Source organism: Streptomyces sp. NPDC012637 (assembly GCF_042954805.1).
In the GTDB taxonomy this organism is placed as follows: Bacteria; Actinomycetota; Actinomycetes; order Streptomycetales; family Streptomycetaceae; genus Streptomyces.
Window position 1 is genome coordinate 331458 of record NZ_JBIBDS010000007.1, and the last position, 16303, is coordinate 347760.

10 protein-coding genes and 1 pseudogene are annotated in these 16303 nt (G+C 75.2%); 6 read left to right on the top strand and 5 right to left on the bottom strand.

Translation table 11 applies throughout. The features are described 5' to 3' along the window. Positions 1-30: 30 nt before the first annotated feature. A pseudogene (locus ACFY8W_RS27300) lies at positions 31-1218 on the top strand (exo-alpha-sialidase); the annotation flags it as partial. Here ACFY8W_RS27300 and ACFY8W_RS27305 read toward each other — a convergent pair. The 5 genes from ACFY8W_RS27305 to ACFY8W_RS27325 all read right to left on the bottom strand — a co-directional run bounded on the left by ACFY8W_RS27305 (position 1219) and on the right by ACFY8W_RS27325 (position 6981). Next, a complete protein-coding gene (locus tag ACFY8W_RS27305; RefSeq protein ID WP_391110420.1) occupies positions 1219-1425 on the bottom strand; it encodes a cold shock domain-containing protein in 207 nt (68 codons plus the stop codon). Positions 1426-1610: 185 nt separating this feature from the next. Then, complete coding sequence (locus ACFY8W_RS27310; RefSeq protein ID WP_391110423.1) at positions 1611-2654, bottom strand: M4 family metallopeptidase; 1044 nt, start codon at positions 2652-2654, stop codon at positions 1611-1613. A 289-nt stretch (positions 2655-2943) separates the two neighbouring features. Further along, positions 2944-4263: a glycoside hydrolase family 6 protein gene (locus ACFY8W_RS27315; protein WP_391110426.1), complete on the bottom strand. Its 1320-nt coding sequence runs from the start codon at positions 4261-4263 to the stop codon at positions 2944-2946. Positions 4264-4425: 162 nt separating this feature from the next. Beyond that, positions 4426-5286, bottom strand: a complete 861-nt coding sequence (locus tag ACFY8W_RS27320; protein ID WP_391110428.1) for a glycosyltransferase — start codon at positions 5284-5286, stop codon at positions 4426-4428. 378 nt (positions 5287-5664) lie between these two features. After that, positions 5665-6981, bottom strand: coding sequence for a hydrolytic protein (locus ACFY8W_RS27325; protein WP_391110431.1), 1317 nt, complete (start codon positions 6979-6981; stop codon positions 5665-5667). Between the two features lie 178 nt (positions 6982-7159). Here ACFY8W_RS27325 and ACFY8W_RS27330 point away from each other — a divergent pair, with 178 nt between their 5' ends. The 5 genes from ACFY8W_RS27330 (at position 7160) to ACFY8W_RS27350 (ending at position 16292) form a co-directional block, all read left to right on the top strand. Then, positions 7160-7846 carry a LuxR C-terminal-related transcriptional regulator gene (locus ACFY8W_RS27330; RefSeq protein WP_391110434.1) on the top strand — a complete coding sequence of 229 codons (687 nt, stop codon included), beginning with the start codon at positions 7160-7162 and terminating at the stop codon, positions 7844-7846. 231 nt (positions 7847-8077) lie between these two features. Continuing rightward, complete coding sequence (locus ACFY8W_RS27335) at positions 8078-11212, top strand: hypothetical protein (protein WP_391110437.1); 3135 nt, start codon at positions 8078-8080, stop codon at positions 11210-11212. After that, a complete protein-coding gene (locus ACFY8W_RS27340; RefSeq protein ID WP_391110440.1) occupies positions 11209-11991 on the top strand; it encodes a Pvc16 family protein in 783 nt (260 codons plus the stop codon). Before ACFY8W_RS27335 ends, ACFY8W_RS27340 begins: the two co-directional genes overlap by 4 nt. 260 nt (positions 11992-12251) lie before the next feature. Beyond that, on the top strand, positions 12252-14426 hold the full coding sequence (locus tag ACFY8W_RS27345; RefSeq protein ID WP_391111057.1) for an AAA family ATPase: 2175 nt from the start codon (positions 12252-12254) through the stop codon (positions 14424-14426). 297 nt (positions 14427-14723) lie between these two features. Beyond that, positions 14724-16292 carry a phage tail sheath subtilisin-like domain-containing protein gene (locus ACFY8W_RS27350; protein ID WP_391110441.1) on the top strand — a complete coding sequence of 523 codons (1569 nt, stop codon included), beginning with the start codon at positions 14724-14726 and terminating at the stop codon, positions 16290-16292. The last annotated feature ends 11 nt before the right edge of the window (positions 16293-16303 follow it).

Below are 16303 nucleotides of genomic sequence, written 5' to 3' on the forward strand. Positions count from 1 at the left end.
CCCGACGTCCCGCCCGTGTGCGGTGGCCGCATGCGAAGGTGGCGGTGGGGTGGCGTGCCGGTGGTGGCCGGTCTGGTCCTGGGCGCGGTGGCGGCGGACACACCGGCGGACCCGTCCGGGTGTGCCTCCTCCGTGCCGTACGTCTCCGGCACCGGCGGCTACGCGGTCTACCGCATACCGGCCGTCGTCCGCACCCCCGCCGGGACGCTGCTCGCCTTCGCCGAGGGCAGGGTGCACGGCGCGGGCGACTCGGGGGCCGTGGACCTCGTGCTGCGGCGCTCGACGGACGGCGGCTGCACCTGGGGCCCGTCGACCGTCGTCGCGCCCGGTCACGGCGACACCCGGGGCAACCCGGCACCGGTGGTCGATCCGCGCAGCGGCGACGTGGTCCTGCTCTCCTCGGGAAACGACGGAGACGTGACCGAACGCGCCGTGCTCCAGGGCCGGGTGGGCCCGGAGCGGGGCCGACGGGTCTACGTGCAGCGCAGCACGGACGACGGGCGCAGCTTCTCCGCGCCCCGGGACGTCACGTCCTCGGTCAAGCGGGACGGCTGGCGCTGGTACGCCACCGGCCCCGGCCACGCGATCGCGCTCGCCCACGGCCGCCACGCCGGCCGGCTCGTCGTCCCCGCCAACCACTCGGCCGCGCCCCCGCCCGGCTCGTCCGACACCGGCCGCGAGCCGCGCTACTACGGTGCCCACGCCCTCTACAGCGACGACGGCGGCCACCACTGGCACATCGGCTACGCCGACGAGTCGTACGAGGGCACCGTCAACACCAACGAGTCCACGGTCGCCGAACTCCCCGACGGCAGCCTCCGCTTCAGCGCCCGCGACCAGCACGGCACCGGCCCCGGCAACCGCGTCGGCAGCCGGTCGGCCGACGGCGGCGCCACGCTCGACCGGCCCTACGCGCCGACGCCCGGCCTGGCCGACGTGCCGGTCGTACAGGGCAGCCTGCTGTACGTGCCGGGGCGGCCGGGCCTGCTGCTCTTCTCCGCGCCCTCGGTCCCGGACCGGCGCGCCGCCGCGGCCCTGTGGACCAGCACCGACGGCGGCCGCACCGCCGTCCGGGCCCTCACGCTCTCGCCGCGCCCCGCCGCGTACTCGGACCTGGTGCGGGTGGACGCGGGCGCGGTCGGCGTGCTGTACGAGACCGGGGTGCGCGGCCCGTACGAGTCGATCGTCTTCCGCCGCGTCCCGCTGGCCCGGCTCGGCTCAGGGACGGATCTCCTTGGCCTCGAAGCGGCCGTCGCCGAGGACCAGGACGAAGGAGACCTGCTGGCCCTCGGAGAGCGCGTGGCGGCCCTCGATGTCGTCGGTGCGGAAGAAGACGGGTTCCTCGGAGTTGAGAGGTAGGACGAAGCCGTAGCCGGCCGCGCGGTCGAAGGACGTGACGAAGCCGACGCTCCTGCCGGTGTCCATGAGGGGGCTCCTTTCCGTCGCGAGGGGGGTGTCTGTTTTCGATACCCCCTGCGGCGTCAGGGATCCCACCGGACGGACGGCGGGTCACCCGCCGGGGCGGACCCCGGGGTGCCCGCCGGCCGAAGCCCCCGGCGGCCCGGGGCCCGTCCGTCGGATCAGGGCCGGGACAGACCCCGGGGCCGTCCTCAGACCCCCGGGATCTGTCGGGCCCGGAAGGCCTCGCGGACCGCGTCCGCCGCGCCCTGCCCGTACATGGCGCGCGCCGTGGCGATCGTCTTCGCCGCGGCGTCCGCGAAGGAGGTGCCGGGCGCGAAGCCGAACTGGGCGTTCACGATGATCCGGTCGGCGGTCCTGGCGCCGAGCGCGCCGCGGATGTCCCACAGCGCCCGGGACCAGATCTCGCCGTCGGCGTGCACCTCGCCCGTCCGGTCGGCGTACACCTTGTCGCCGTCGATCCGGCGCAGGCAGTGCGGGGCCTTGCTGTACGAGACGGAGTCCCAGTCGGCCACGCAGGCGGGGTTCGCCTTCACCGGCCAGCCGTGGCGGGCCGCGGCGGCGTTGCCGACCTCGACGGCCAGGTAGTCGCCGAAGGCCTCGCCGATCGCACCGGCCTCGGCCGAGGTGCCGAAGCCGGGGACCTGGGCCTCGTGCACGGCGTGCCCGTACTCGTGCACGATCACCTCGGCGTCCTCGGCGTCGTCGACGCCGCCCTTGCCGAAGCGGATCTCGTCCTTCTTGTCGGTGAAGAAGGAGTTGTCCGAGCCCCACTGGTTGATCCGCACCGGCTGCGCGCGGTCGTTGGCGCCGGGCAGCTCGCTGCCGAAGCCGAGGCCCTGCAGGTACTCCTGGGCCTCGTTGACCCAGAAGTACGCCATGACCTGCTCGAACTGGTCGTCGTTCCGGTCGTACGTGCCGGCCTCGGCGGTCTTCGCCGAGGCGCCCGTGTCGGAACGGACGTACGCCCAGCGGCCGGAGAGCCCGCCGCTGCCGTCGAGGCCGCGGAGTTCCACGGTGGTGTACGCGGAGCCGGGCACCGCGTCGGCGGCGTCCTTGGCGTCGGCGAGCGACTGGTCGCCCGTGGACTGCACGGGGTTGACCATGAAGACCCGGGCCTGGGGTCCGACGGCGGCGGGGGCGGTGCCCGAAGCCGAGGCCGACCCGGCCGGAGCGATCAGCGCCACGGTGGCGGTGGCCGCGGCGATCAGGCCGCGGGATGTGCGGCGAGCCATCAACGTCCTCCCGGTGTGGGATGCGAGGTGGTGGAGGGTGGTGTGGTGCGGGCGTGATCATCGCGCAGGGCGGGGCCCCGCGTCGAGAGCCCGTTCGAAGAAGGCGGCCGGGGTGACGCAGGGCACAGGGGCGGGGCGCCGGGCAGGGCCGGGGCGGGGGCCGGGGCCGGGGCCGGTGGAGGTCCTAGGCCTTGTAGCGCCTGGCAGGCAGAGTGCCGGGGCCGGTGGAGGGTCCGGGCCGTGGAGGAGCAGGCCTGTGAAGGACCCGGGCCGTGGACGGCCCGGCGTCTCAGGGGAGCAGTGCCGGTTCGGCGTCGCGGGCCAGCGCGTGCGCGAGGTCCGGCCACCAGGCGCCGGCGGGCGGGTCGACGACGCCGTACACCGGGTCGACGGGCCCGGTGGTGCCCCGGGTGCAGCTGCCGTCGGACTCGCCGATCGTCTTCACGTACAGGTAGGCGTCCACCAGGGGCGTGCCGGTGTCGGCGGTCGGGCGCGGGCCCATGCCGCGGCCCGGCGGGTTGCACCAGGTCTCGGGGTCGGCGTAGGTGCCGGCGGCGGGCTGCCAGGGGCCGCGGCCGTTGCGGCTGGTGTCGACGACGAAGTGGGCGAGTTCGGTGGTGGCGGGCTGCCCGGCCGACTGGTCGTACCAGGCGTCGGTCCAGTGCCAGGTGGTCGGGTCGTCGGCGGAGACCGCGTTGCCCGGCTGTCCGTCGTTCGGGGCGGCGGCCGAGTAGTACTGGCTCGCGCACCAGTCGGTGTGGCCGCGGCCCCAGTCGGGACCCTTGGTGGCGAACCAGACGCACTTGGAGACCCAGGTGCCGTAGCGGGTCTGGTGGTCGGTGGGCTGGAAGTTGGACACGTTGAGCGAGAAGCCGTCGGCACGGGCCACGCCCGCGTCGATCAGCCGCCGGGCCATGTCGCCGACCGCACGCCATCTGCTGTTGCCCGCGTCGAGGTAGACGGCGGTGCCCGGCCGCTGCTTGAGCGTGGTCACGGCGAAGCCGAGGTCGGCGAGACGGGCGGTGGTCAGCTCGCCGGTCGGGTCGACCGGGCCCGCGCAGTCCTCGGGCAGGGCCGCGAGGCCGTCGGGCTCCAGGACCACGACGGCCGGGGCGTCCCCGACACCCTCGGCGAGCGCGGTGACCCACTCCCGGTAGGCGGCGGAGGACGCGGCGCCGCCCGAGGAGTAGAGGCCGCAGTCGCGGCCGGGCACGTTGTACGCGACGAGCACCGGCACCTGCCCGGCGGCGCCGGCCCGCGCGACGAGCTCGGCGGCGTCCGCGCGGACCTCCTCGGGAGTTCCCCCGGTGAACCAGGCGGCCTGCGGCAGTCCGGCGAGCCGCGTCATGTTCGCGGCGTCGTCCGTGTCCCCGGCCGCGGCGTCGAGGACCGCCTGCCGCGCGGCCCCGTTGTCGGGGTCCACGTAGAAACGGGTCGCGGGCGTGAGCGGCCCGGCGTCCGCCGTCACCGCCGCCTGCTCCCCCGCCGTCACCACCGCCTGCTCCCCGGCCCGCGCGGTCGGCGCGACCGGCCCCGTCCAGGCGGCACAGAAGGCGAGCGCGACCGCCGCCAGTCTGGCGGCACGCCGCCCCGGAATCCGGTACGTCATGAGTGGCCCCTCCCTTGGCGTGATCATGTGCAGCCTAAGCGGCGTTGATCACGCGGGGGCGGGAACGGCCGGATCGTCCCGGGTCACTGCCTTTTCGGGTAACTGCCGTTTCGGGCAACGGCGTTCTCGGGAATCCGCTTTCTCGGGGCACTGCCCCTCAGGTCACTGCCGACTGCTCTCGTCCCTCAGCCAGGTGTCGAAGTCCCCCGCCGCGACCGCCTTGCGCGCGCCCCTGCGCGCGGCGAGCGCCGCCGAGAGGAAGACGACCATGGCGGGCAGCAGGGTCGGGTCCGCGCGCAGCAGGGCGCGCAGGTCGGAGATCCCGGTGCGGGCGGAGGGCTGCGGGGTTCCCGCGGCGGCGGAGGTGCCCTGGTGGGCCTCCAGTTGGGCCGTCGACGTCGCCGCCCTGACCCGACGGCGGATCAGGTCCGGCCAGGTGCGCGGCGGACGGACGACGACACGGGCCGCGGGGACCACGGAGCGTTCCGTCGTGGTGAAGGCGAGGGAGGCCGCCAGGTCGTCGGCCATCAGCGGCGGGAGCGCGGCGAGCCGGGCGTGGCCCTCGGCCGACATGGCGATCACTCCGCGCCCGAACAGGCCGTCGCGTACGGCCGGGAGCCGCTGCCAGACGCGGTAGTACGCGCGCACGCGCCAGGAGCAGCCCGTCATCGGGAGCTCGCGCGCGGGTGCGGCGGCGAGCACGGCGCCGGGGCCGGAGAGCGCCGCGGTCAGGGCGCGTACGTCGGCGGCGCCGAGTTCGACGTCGGCGTCCACGTACAGCCGGGGAAAGCCCTCGGCGTGCCGGTCGCCGAGGCGCAGCGCCTCGTGCTTGGACGGGACGGGGGTCTCGACGACGCGCACCCGCGGGCCGCGCGCGGCGGCGACGGCGGCGGTGTCGTCCGTACAGCCGTTGCACACGACGAGGATGTCGAACTCCCGCTCGGCGGCGCCTTCCAGGAGGCGGTCCAGGAGCCGGCCGAGGGTGCGTTCCTCGTTGTGGGCGGGGATCACGATGCTGGGCACCCGGCCAGTATGACCAAGGCGTACGGCTCCGCGAGCTCGTTTGCCCGAGGAACCCGGACCGCCCCGGCCCCGTGTCTGGCGGGGATGAACAAGCATGACAGGCCTGACAAGCCTGACAGGCATGACAAGGCCGACGAGCCTGACGAGCCTGACGGTCGGGGCGGGAACGGCGAAGGTACGCGATTCGGTCTTCCTGCGCCGGCCCTCACACGGGGAACGGCGGACCGAAGTCCGCCGTTTTAACGGCTTTTCCGTCCGAACACATGTCCGCAAAGCGGACAGCTCCTCGCCTCCCCGGGACGTCACCTTCTGGACAGCGGGGTTGCGTGCGGTTTGCATGTTTACGGATCTCGCCGAGGATGGTCCGTGCCGCCCGGTTCACCTGAGGTCGCTGAGCACCCCGCTCACGTTCAGGACCTCGTGGCACTTCTGCGCCTGCCGACCGGTGGCCGGGGTGCCCGGCTTCGCACAGGTCACCTGGATGGTCACGGTCTGGTTCTCGACGATCCTGATGGGGGTGACCCAGTGGTAGTCCTGGTTGCGGAAGGTCTCCAGCGCGATCGTCGTGATCTTGCGGTCGCCGAAGGCGATGGTCATCACGCCCTCGTCGCCCTGGAAGTTGGCGACAACGATGTCCGTTATCCCGAACGCCTTGTCCTTCGGCACGGTGTAGGTGCCGGTCTCGGTCCGGCCGCCGGACGTCTGCAGGTCGATCGTGGTCGAGCCCTGCTGCCCGCCGCCGGAACCGTCGCCCGAACCCGTGCCGTCGCCGGAGCCGTTCGCTCCCGCACCCTTCCCGGTGCCGCCGGGCCGCTTGGCGTCGCCGGTCCCGGTGGAAGGCGGCGTGCTCGGCTCGGCGCTGGGGGCCGGCCGCTTCTGGACGAGTTCGTCGGCGGCCTCCTTGGCGGTGCTGCGCACGGCCGGGCGCACGAGCGCGAACCAGGCGATCAGCAGCGCGAGCAGCGCCGCCAGGACCGCGAGCAGCCACCTCGGGAAGATCGGGATCTGGACGAACTCCGCGTCCAGCGGCGGCCTGACGACCGACGGGTCCTGCGCCTCCTCGGCGTCCCGCTCCTCGGTCACGTCCAGGGTGAAGGGCCAGGTGACCGGCGTTCCGAACCACACGGGCCGGCCCGTCCGTACCCGAAGCCCCACCTCGGCGGACTCTCCCGGCTCGAGCGCCTGAGCGGTGGGCCTGAAGTCGAACTTCAGCTCCTCGCCCGGCTGTCCGGCCGTGAAGCCCAGCCGTACGGGCGCGTTGCCGTCGTTGCGCACCGCGAGCCGGTACCGCCCGCGGAGCCAGCCGCGGCGGCGGCGCGGGGCGACGGCGGTGCGCAGTTCCCGGAACTCCTCGACGTGCACGACGGTCTCGGGGACCCGCACCGCCTCGGGGTGCTCGGTGGGCAGCACGCGTACGGCGAGGGGCATGTCACCGGCCCGCACCTGCGAGGAGCGCGGCGGCGCCAGCCGGATCGTCACCGTCTCGGAGGTGCCCGGATACAGGGAGACCCGTGCGGGTTCCACCGTCGTCCAGGCGGCGCAGTCGCCGACCACCTCCAGGTCGTACGCCTCGACGATGTCACCGTCGTTGCGCACGGTCAGGCTGGTGATCGCGGTGCCGCCCGGCGTCACCGACACCCGCGGGATGTCGAGCGCGGGCGTGCCAGGGCTGGAAGAGGCTGCTGGGGACGTCACCCCCCGACGCTATCGACGGCACCCCGGGCGCCTCCACGGACCGGAGGGCAACGCACCGGGCAACGGTGGTGCCCCGCCGGGCCGGCCGCCGCACGCGCCGGCTCCGCGCTCCGGAACTCTCCTGCCCCGTTCCGCATCTCCCTAGCCCCCACATGTCTCATCAGAACAGGGAACGCACATGACTCAGGCTCAGACCGACCCCCTATCCCCGTCCGGCACGGCCGCACCACCCCGTCCGGGGCGGCGGATCTCGGTGGCGGTGTACGCCGCCGATCCGGTGCTGCACGTCGGCGTGGTCCATCAGCTGCGCCAGCGCCCCGAGCTGGAACTCGTCGACGAGGGAAGCCCGGAGGGTGCGCAGGTGTCGCTGGTGGCCGTGGACAGCGTGGACGACGAGACCGTGGCGCTGCTGCGGCGGCTGCGGCAGGATCCGCGTACCTCCACCGGCCTGGTCGTCGGCACCTTCGAGTCGGGGGACGCCCTGCAGCGGGCCATCGAGTGCGGGGTCACGGCGGTGTTGCGGCGCTCCGAGGCGGACCAGGACCGGCTGTTACGGCTGGTGCTCGCGATGGCGAAGGGCGAGGGGGTACTGCCGGGCGACCTGCTCGCCCGCCTGCTGCACCATGTCGGCAGCATGCAGCGAGCGGCGCTCGACCCGCACGCCTCGTCGTTGTCCACGCTCACGGCACGCGAGGCGGACATGCTGCGGCTGGTGTCGGAGGGCCTGGACACCGCCGAGATCGCGCGGAAGACCTCGTACTCCGAACGGACCGTCAAGAACGTGCTGCACGAGGTGATCACCCGGCTGCAGCTGCGCAACCGCACGCACGCGGTCGGCTACGCCCTGCGCAACGGGCTGATCTGAGCGACGCCCCGGCAGGCCGCCGGGGCCACGACTGCCCGAAAGCGCACCGCGCGTTTCCCCCGGGAGCGGCCCCCCGGCCCTGCCCGGCGGGCCCGCGGACCGGCAGGGTGGCCTGGTTGTACATGGAGTCGCGCGTGGAGGCGTACGTGCGGCCGACACGTCGGTCGTACGCCGCGCCGAACCCCGCGTCGTACGTGGACGGAAACGCACCGGACTGTGAGGTGGACCCTGATGAGCACGGGTGGCTCCGGTGGCCGGCGGTACCGCTGGGGAAGGGCCGCGGCACCACTGCTGCTGTTGGTCCCTCTCCTCGCGGTGACCGCGGCCTCCGCCCCGGACGAGGCCCAGGCGGGCCCCCGGGCGGCCGCGGCCGGTGAGGGCCGGATCGCGTTCGCCGGGACCCGGCACCGCAGCCTGGGCCGGGTGGTCTCGGACGCCTCCAGCACGCCCCTGTCCGGGCCGGGCCCGGTCCACATGGACGTGCAACCCGCGGCGCTCGGCGACCGGTTGGTGTTCGCGAGCCGCCGGGACGAGCCGGACCCGCAGATCTACCTGCGGACCGCCGACGGCGCGGTGCACCGGCTGACCAGCGGTCTCGACGCCGCGAACCCGCGGCTGACCCCGGACGGCCGCGCGGTCGTCTTCGACGCGGCCCCGGCCGGCGGCGGGCAGCGCGACATCTGGCGGGTCGGCACGGACGGCACCGGGCTCGCCCGGCTGACGGAGACCCCGGCGAACGAGGTGCACCCCACGGTCTCGCCGGAGGGCGGGCGCCTCGCGTACGTGAGCGACGTCGACCCGGTACTCGGCCGGCAGGTGTACGTGCGCCCGCTGGACGGCGGCGCCGCCCGGCTGGTCAGCGACCCGGCCCACGGCACCGCCTCCGAGCCGGTCTGGAACCCGGTGGACGACGCCGAGAACCGGGACGTCATCGCGTACACCGCGACCGGGCCCGACGGCCCCCGGCTGAAGTGGACCAACGGCGTCGACAAGGGGCAGCTGCTCTCGGGAGCGCAGGCGAAGTGGCGGACCCACGGGGCAGCGTGGCTGCCCGACGGGGACGGCCTGCTGTTCCTCAGCCCGGACCGCACCTGCGAGTGCAAGGGCGACTGGAACCACGTCTTCCGGGTGGACGCGCACTCGGAGGCCACCCCGAAGCTGGAGCTGAGCGAGGACCGGGAGGTCAGCGAGGTCACCTGGCTGGGGCCGATGAACGGCGGCAGCGCGGTGGTCGAGCGCACCTCGGCGGCCGGACCGCACGTGGTCACCCTGCAGGACGCCCGGCCGGACGGCGCCGATCCGCGGGACCTCAACGTGGAGATCCTCAAGGAGGACCCGGCCGCCGACACCAACACCGACCCGGCCGTGGACCCGCTGTTCCGGCCCGCCGCCGGGTTCGACCCGTGGAGCGAGCGGCAGAGCTACACGCCCGACGGACGCCGGATCGTCGTGACCCGGTTCGAGGGCACCACCGACCAGCGCGTCCAGCGGATCTGGATGGTGGACGCCGACGGCACCCACGAGGCTCCGCTGCCGCTCGCCGGGCGCGGACCCAGGGACTGGGACACCGACCCGGCGTTCTCGCCGGACGGGCGGCTCCTGGCCTTCACCCGCACCTCGCCCGGCGGGGTCGGCGAGGCCGCCGGGCCCAGCCGCATCCTCATCGCGGACGTCGCCACGGGCGCGATCCGCGGGGAGGTCGTCCCGCCGGCCGGTCAGCCGCGGGGCGGTGACGCCCAGCCCGCCTGGTCGTCCGACGGCACCACCCTGGCCTTCACCCGCAACCTGGTGATCAACGGCAACGGCGGCAACAAGCACGTCTGGACCGTGCCCGTGGACCGGCTGGACCGGCAGCGCGACCTGAGCGCCGCGATCTGCCCGGGCGACTGCGACGTCATCGACGACAGCCCCGCGTTCTCGCCGGACGGCACCACCATCGCCCTCAACCGGAAGAGCGGCGGCGGCCGCGTCGACGAGCGCAGCGGCATCATCCTCACCTCCCCCACCGGCGACACCTGCCGGGTGCTGCTGCCCAAGCCCGCCCGTGACGTGCCCGGCGCCTGCGGGCGTGAACTGCCCGAGAACCCCGGCCCGTTCCAGCCCCGCGACGCCGCCTGGACGGCCGACGCCAAGAGCCTGATCGTCAGCGTCCGGCCCAAGCGGGCGCCCAACAGCCCGGAGAAGCTGAAGAAGGTGGACGTCGCCACCGGCGAACTCGTCCACCTCACCGTCGACCTGCCGGGCCGCCAGAAGGAACCCGCCGTCCAGCAGTCCGTCGACCTCGCGGTCGAGGCCCCACCGACCGCACCGCCGGTGACCGTCGGCGAGACCGGGACGACGCAGGTGAACGTCGTCAACCACGGCCCGGCGGCCTCGCCGGGCACCCGGCTGACCGTCGCACCGCCCACGGGCCTGACCGTCACCTCCCTCACCGCGCCCGGCGCCACCTGCGACCCGGCGGCCCTGACCTGTGTCCTCGGCATCGTGCCGCCGGGCACCACGGTCCCGGTCACCGTCACCCTCACCGGACTCGTCCCGGGCGACCAGCCGGTGGACTGGACCGTCACCGGTACCGTCCTCGACCCCAACCCGAGCGACAACACCGGCCGGACCGTGGTGCCGGTGCGCGAGGCGCCGGAACCGACGCCGACCCCGACCACCCCGACGCCCACGCCGGCACCTCCGCCGCCGACCACTCCGCCCCCGCCGCCCGCCCCGCTCGCGGGCCCCGGTGTGCGGGTCGACGCCCAGCCCGCCCCGGGTTACGTCGGCGGCCGTGTCGTCGTCACGTACACCGTCCACAACGGCCGGGACGCCCTCGCCACCGGACTGCGGCTGGGCGTCGGCCTGCCCCCGGGCGTCCCGCACGACGGGCCGCCGCCCGGCTGCGACGCCTCCTGGTCGTGCGCGCTGCCGGACCTGGCGCCCGGCGCCCGCGCCGTCGTCCAGGTCGTCCTGCGGCCCGACCGCGCGCTCAGCGGACGCGTCACCGGCCGGCTCACCACGAGCGGCACGGACGCCGACCCGAGCGACAACACCGCCCAGCGGCGCGTCCGGATCCTCCAGCCGAAGATCGTCGCCGTGCCGCCGATCGGCAAGCCCGGCTTCGTCACCTCGGTGCGCGGCAAGGACTTCCCGCCCGGCGTGCCCGTACGGCTCACCTGGAAGCCCGGCATCACGGCCGCGGCGGCGCCGACCGTGCCGCGCCGGGACGGCACCTTCGCCGGGCAGCTGCTCATCCTCACCAAGGACCAGACCGGCCCCCGGACCATCACCGCGAGCGGTCCCGGCTTCTCGCCGGTGACGACCGACTTCCTCGTGGTGAGCGGCACGGTGCAGCCGCCGGACACGGTGGCGCGCCGATGATCCACGAGGTCGACGAGGGGCTGCGGCGGCTGCTGGCCGGGTCCGGTCTGGAGGCGTCGGGCATCGAGGTCGTCTTCGACGCGCCGACGCGAGACTGGGCGGCGCGCCGCAGCGCGCCCACGGTCTGCGTGTTCCTGTACGACGTCCGCGAGGACCACACGCGGCGCGGCAGCGGGGGCGGCGAGGTGTACGACGCGGAGGGCCTCGTCGTCGCGCGCCGCACCCCGCCCCGCTGGTTCGAGCTCACCTATCTGGTGACCGCCTGGGCGGGCCGCCCCCAGGACGAGCACCGGCTGCTCTCCGAGGTGCTGTCCTGCCTCGTGGCCCACGACGCCGTGCCGCCGGGGCTGCTCGGCGGGACCCTCGCCGAACTCGGCCTGCTGGTCCCGCTCGAGGTCGGCGGCACCGGCGCGGACGCCCCGGCGGCCTCCGACGTGTGGTCGGCGCTCGGCGGCGAACTGCGGCCCTCGATCGGGCTGCGGGTCCGCGCCCCGCTGGCCGGAGTCGCCCGGAGCACGGCCGCGCCTGTCACCGAGGGCCTCGTCATGCGCTCCGGGCCGGGGCTGCGGCCGGGCCCGGGGGCGCGGCCGGAGCCGACGGACGAGGCGGGCGACGGCACCGGCGGCAGGGACGACACCGGCGGCAGCGGCCCGAGCGACGAACAGCACCGGCTGCGGTACACGGAGCTGGCCGAGCCCGCACCGGGCGAGGGCTTCGGCGCTCCCCGGGAACGGCGCCCGGTACCGGCCCGCCGCCGCCGAGGAGGACGACAGCCGTGACCAGCAGCACCCAGCCCGCGCCCGCCGCGCGGCCACCCGAGCCGGTGACGGCATACGAGCCGGTGACGGCATCCGATCCCGTAACCGCAGCCGATGCCTTATCCGCAGCCGATGCCGTATCCGCAGGCGGTCTGCTGTCCGTGTCCGTGCGCGATGAGCCACCGGCCACGGTCTCGGCTTCGGCCCCGGCTTCGGCTTCGGCTTCGGCTTCGGCTTCGGCTTCGGCCTATGTTCCGGCCGCGGACGAGCCGGCCCGCTACCTGTGGAGCCGGCTGCAGCTCGTCGAGGAGCGGGTGCGGCGGGCGGTCGCGGCGCGGCAGGCCGTCGACCCCGACCCGTACGACCCCTATCGGGGCCAGTACCTGACGCCCGAGGCGGTCGCCCGGGTGCTCGACCCGCCGTACGACGCCGAGCTGCCCGCCCTCGCTCCGGGCGGCCCGCCGGCCGGCTCGCCGCTCGCGGTCCTGGCCGGCCGGTTCGGGCTCGCGCCGCTGGACCTGGACCTGCTCCTGGTCGCCTTGGCGCCGGACCTGGACGCCCGCTTCGAGCGCCTCTACGGCTACCTCAACGACGACCTGACGCGTCGTCGGCCCACCGTCGGGCTCGCGCTGGAACTCGTCGGCCGCGCCGGGATCCCCTCGGCGCGGTTCCGCTTGGCCCCGGGCGCACCGCTGGTCTCCGGCGGTCTCGTCGAGGTCACCGAGCCCGAACGGCCGCCGCTGTCGCGGGTGCTCGCCGTCCCCGACCGGGTCACCGCGCACCTGCTCGGCGACGACGCGCCCGACCCGAGCCTCGCCGGGCTGTTCGGCGAGCGCGCCGAGGACCCGGGCGCCGACCCGGCCGAGCGGGACCGCGCGGTCGCCGCGCTGCGCACCGGCACCGGCCATGTGCACCTGCGGGCCCGTGGCGGGGACGCCGCGGGCCTCGCCTCCGCCGCGCTGCGGGCCGCCGGACTGCCCGCGCTGTGCCTGGACGCGGCGGCGCTGGGTCACGACGAGCGGGCCGTGCCCGCTCTCGCCCGGGCCGTCGCCCGGGAGGCCCGGCTGACGGGCGGGGGCGTGGTGCTCGGTCCGTTGGAGGCGCTGCCCGACCAGCCGGGCGTACGGGACCGGCTGCTGCGCACGGTGTGCGCGACCCTGCGGGGCGTACCCCTGCTGACGTACGGCACGAGCGGCTGGGAACCCGCCTGGGCCGCCGACACCCCCGTCACCCTCGCCGTGGCGACGCCCGCGCCGGGCCGCCACGCGGAGCGCTGGCGGCACGCACTGGAGCGAGCGCTGACCGAGCTCACCGGGCCGAGCGGCCCGACCGGGCGGAGCGGGCCGAGCGAACCGACCGGGCCGGCCTGCTCGGCCGAACCGGCACGGCCCGGCGTCGGTGCGGCTGCTGCCCTGGACGGAGAGCCTGCCGCGAGCCCGGCCGGGAGTCCGGACCGGAGCCCCGACGTCGAGGCGCTCGCGCTGTCCGTGGCCGCCCACCGTCTGGACGCCGGCCAGTTGCGGCGCGCGGCCGGGACGGCCGTCCGCGCGGCCGCGCTCGACGGCCGGCCGGTCTCCCCCGACGACCTGCGCGCGGCCGTCCGCGGCCAGAGCGGTGCCGGTCTCGCCCGTCTGGCCCGGCGCGTGGAGCCGGCCGTGGGCTGGGACGACCTCGTGCTGCCGCCGCCCACCCACCGGCAGCTGCGGGAGCTGGCCGTGCGCGCCCGCCACCGCGACCAGGTGCTCGGGCAGTGGGGGATGCGGCCGGGCGGCGGGCGCGGGCGCGGGGTGATCGCCCTGTTCGCGGGTGCCTCCGGCACCGGCAAGACCATGTCCGCCGAGGTCGTCGCGGCCGATCTGGGCATGGACCTGTACGTGGTGGACCTGTCCACGGTCGTCGACAAGTACGTCGGCGAGACGGAGAAGAACCTGGAACGGATCTTCACCGAGGCCTCGTCCGTCAACGCGGTGCTGCTGTTCGACGAGGCGGACGCGATCTTCGGCAAGCGTTCGGAGGTGAAGGACGCCCACGACCGGCACGCCAACGTCGAGTCGGCCTATCTGCTGCAGCGGATGGAGTCCTTCGACGGGATCGCCGTCCTGACCACCAATCTGCGGGCCAACCTGGACGAGGCGTTCACCCGCCGGCTGGACGTCATCGCCGACTTCCCGGTGCCCGACGCCACCCAGCGGCTTGCCCTGTGGGAACGCTGTCTGGGCGAGCGGCTGCCCCGCGCGGCCGACCTCGACCTGGACTTCTGCGCGGACCGGTTCGAGCTGGCCGGCGGCAGCATCCGGGCCTGCGCGGTCACCGCGGCCTACGCCGCGGCCGCGGCGGGCGGCCCGCTGACCATGGCCCAGCTGGTGACGGCGATCGCCGAGGAGTACCGCAAGCTCGGCCGGCTGGTCCTGGCGGGCGAGTTCGGCCCGTACCTGGGCGAGGTCACGCGCCGCTGAGTCCCGCAGCCGGGATCCGCCGCCGGATCCCCCGCCGGGCCGCCGCGGGCCGCCGTCGGTCCGCGGCCGGCTCCGCCGCGGGGTCGCCGCCGGGTCCGCCGCAAGGCCGCGTCGGGTCCGCAGCCGGATCCACCGCCGGGTCCGCCGTCGGGTCGGCCGCCCGGTCCCGCGAGCGGGTCCCGGGAGGGCAGCCCGGCTGCCCCCGCGCAGGTCCGCGCGCACCTATCCCCCGCGGCGGCGGGTCGGAAAGGCTGGGACCGCCACAAGTGACAGAAGTGACAGAACGAAGGAGCGAGCATGCCGACGTACCTCACCCCGGGCGTGTACGTGGAGGAGGTGCAGTCCGGTGCTCGTCCGATCGAAGGGGTCGGCACCGCGGTCGCCGCGTTCGTGGGCTTCGCGCGCAGCGGGCCGTTCCACGAGCCGACCCTGGTCACCAGCTGGGACCAGTACACCCAGACCTTCGGCGGCTTCGCGGACGGCACCTACCTGCCCCACGCCGTCTACGGCTACTTCGCCAACGGCGGCGGCGCCGCGTACATCGTGCGCATCGGCGAGGCCTCCGACGGCGGTGCCGGTGCGGCGGCCGCGGCGGGCGGCCGCCAGGAGCTCCCGGCCGGCCGGCCGGTCGAGCTCGGCGGCTTCCTGGTCTCGGCCAGGCCCGGCGTCAGCGGCGTGTCCGTGGAGGTCGCCGACGTGGAGGGCGAGAACCCGCCCGAGGACCGCTTCAAGGTCCTGGTGCGCCAGGGCGACCAGGTCGCCGAGACCTACGAGGTCTCCACCCGCAAGAGCGTCAAGGGCTACTTCGTCACCCAGGCCCGCGGCTCGAAGCTGATCGAGGTCGCCGAGCGCCGCGACGGCACGCAGACCCGGCCCGAAAGCGGGACGGTCGCCCTGCCGAACGCCGCCGCACCGGCCACGCCCGCCGCACCGGTCGGCGGACCGGCCCCGGCCCGCCTCGACCCGGCGGAGTACGTCGGCGACGCGGGCGCCCGCACCGGCTTCGCCGGTCTGGAGACGATCGACGAGATCACCATGGTCGCGGTGCCGGACCTGATGAGCGCCTACGAGCGCGGCGCGATCGACGACGAGGGCGTGCGCACCGTCCAGCTCGCGGTCATCTCGCACTGCGAGCAGATGGGCGACCGGGTCGCCGTCCTGGACACCCCGCCCGGCCTCAACGCGCAGGCGGTGCGCCGCTGGCGGCAGGACGAGGCGGGCTACGACTCCCGCTTCGCCACCCTCTACTACCCGTGGGTGCGGGTCTTCGACCCGGCCGCGGGGCGCAACGCGCTGGTCCCGCCGAGCGGTCACGTCGCCGGCGTCTGGGCGCGCAGCGACGCCGAGCGCGGGGTGCACAAGGCCCCCGCCAACGAGGTGATCCGCGGCGCGGTGGACCTGGAGCTGCGGCTCAGCAAGGGCGAGCAGGACCTGCTGAACCCGATCGGCGTGAACTGCGTGCGGGCCTTCCCCGGCCGCGGCATCCGGATCTGGGGCGCGCGCACCCTCTCCTCCGACCCGGCCTGGCGCTACCTCAACGTGCGCCGCCTCTTCAACTACCTGGAGGAGTCCATCCTCCTGGGCACCCAGTGGGTGGTCTTCGAGCCGAACGACGACCGTTTGTGGTCCAGCATCCGGCGCAACGTCACCGCCTTCCTCACCGAGGAGTGGCGCCGCGGCGCGCTGTTCGGGCGCACGGCGGCGGAGGCGTTCTACGTCAAGTGCGACCGCGACAACAACCCGCAGGAGTCGATCGACCAGGGCCGCGTGGTCTGCGAGATCGGCGTCTCGCCCGTGAAGCCCGCCGAGTTCGTGGTGTTCCGGCTGGCCCAGTTCTCGGACAGCACCAGCCTCATCGACGAGTGACCCGCGGGTCC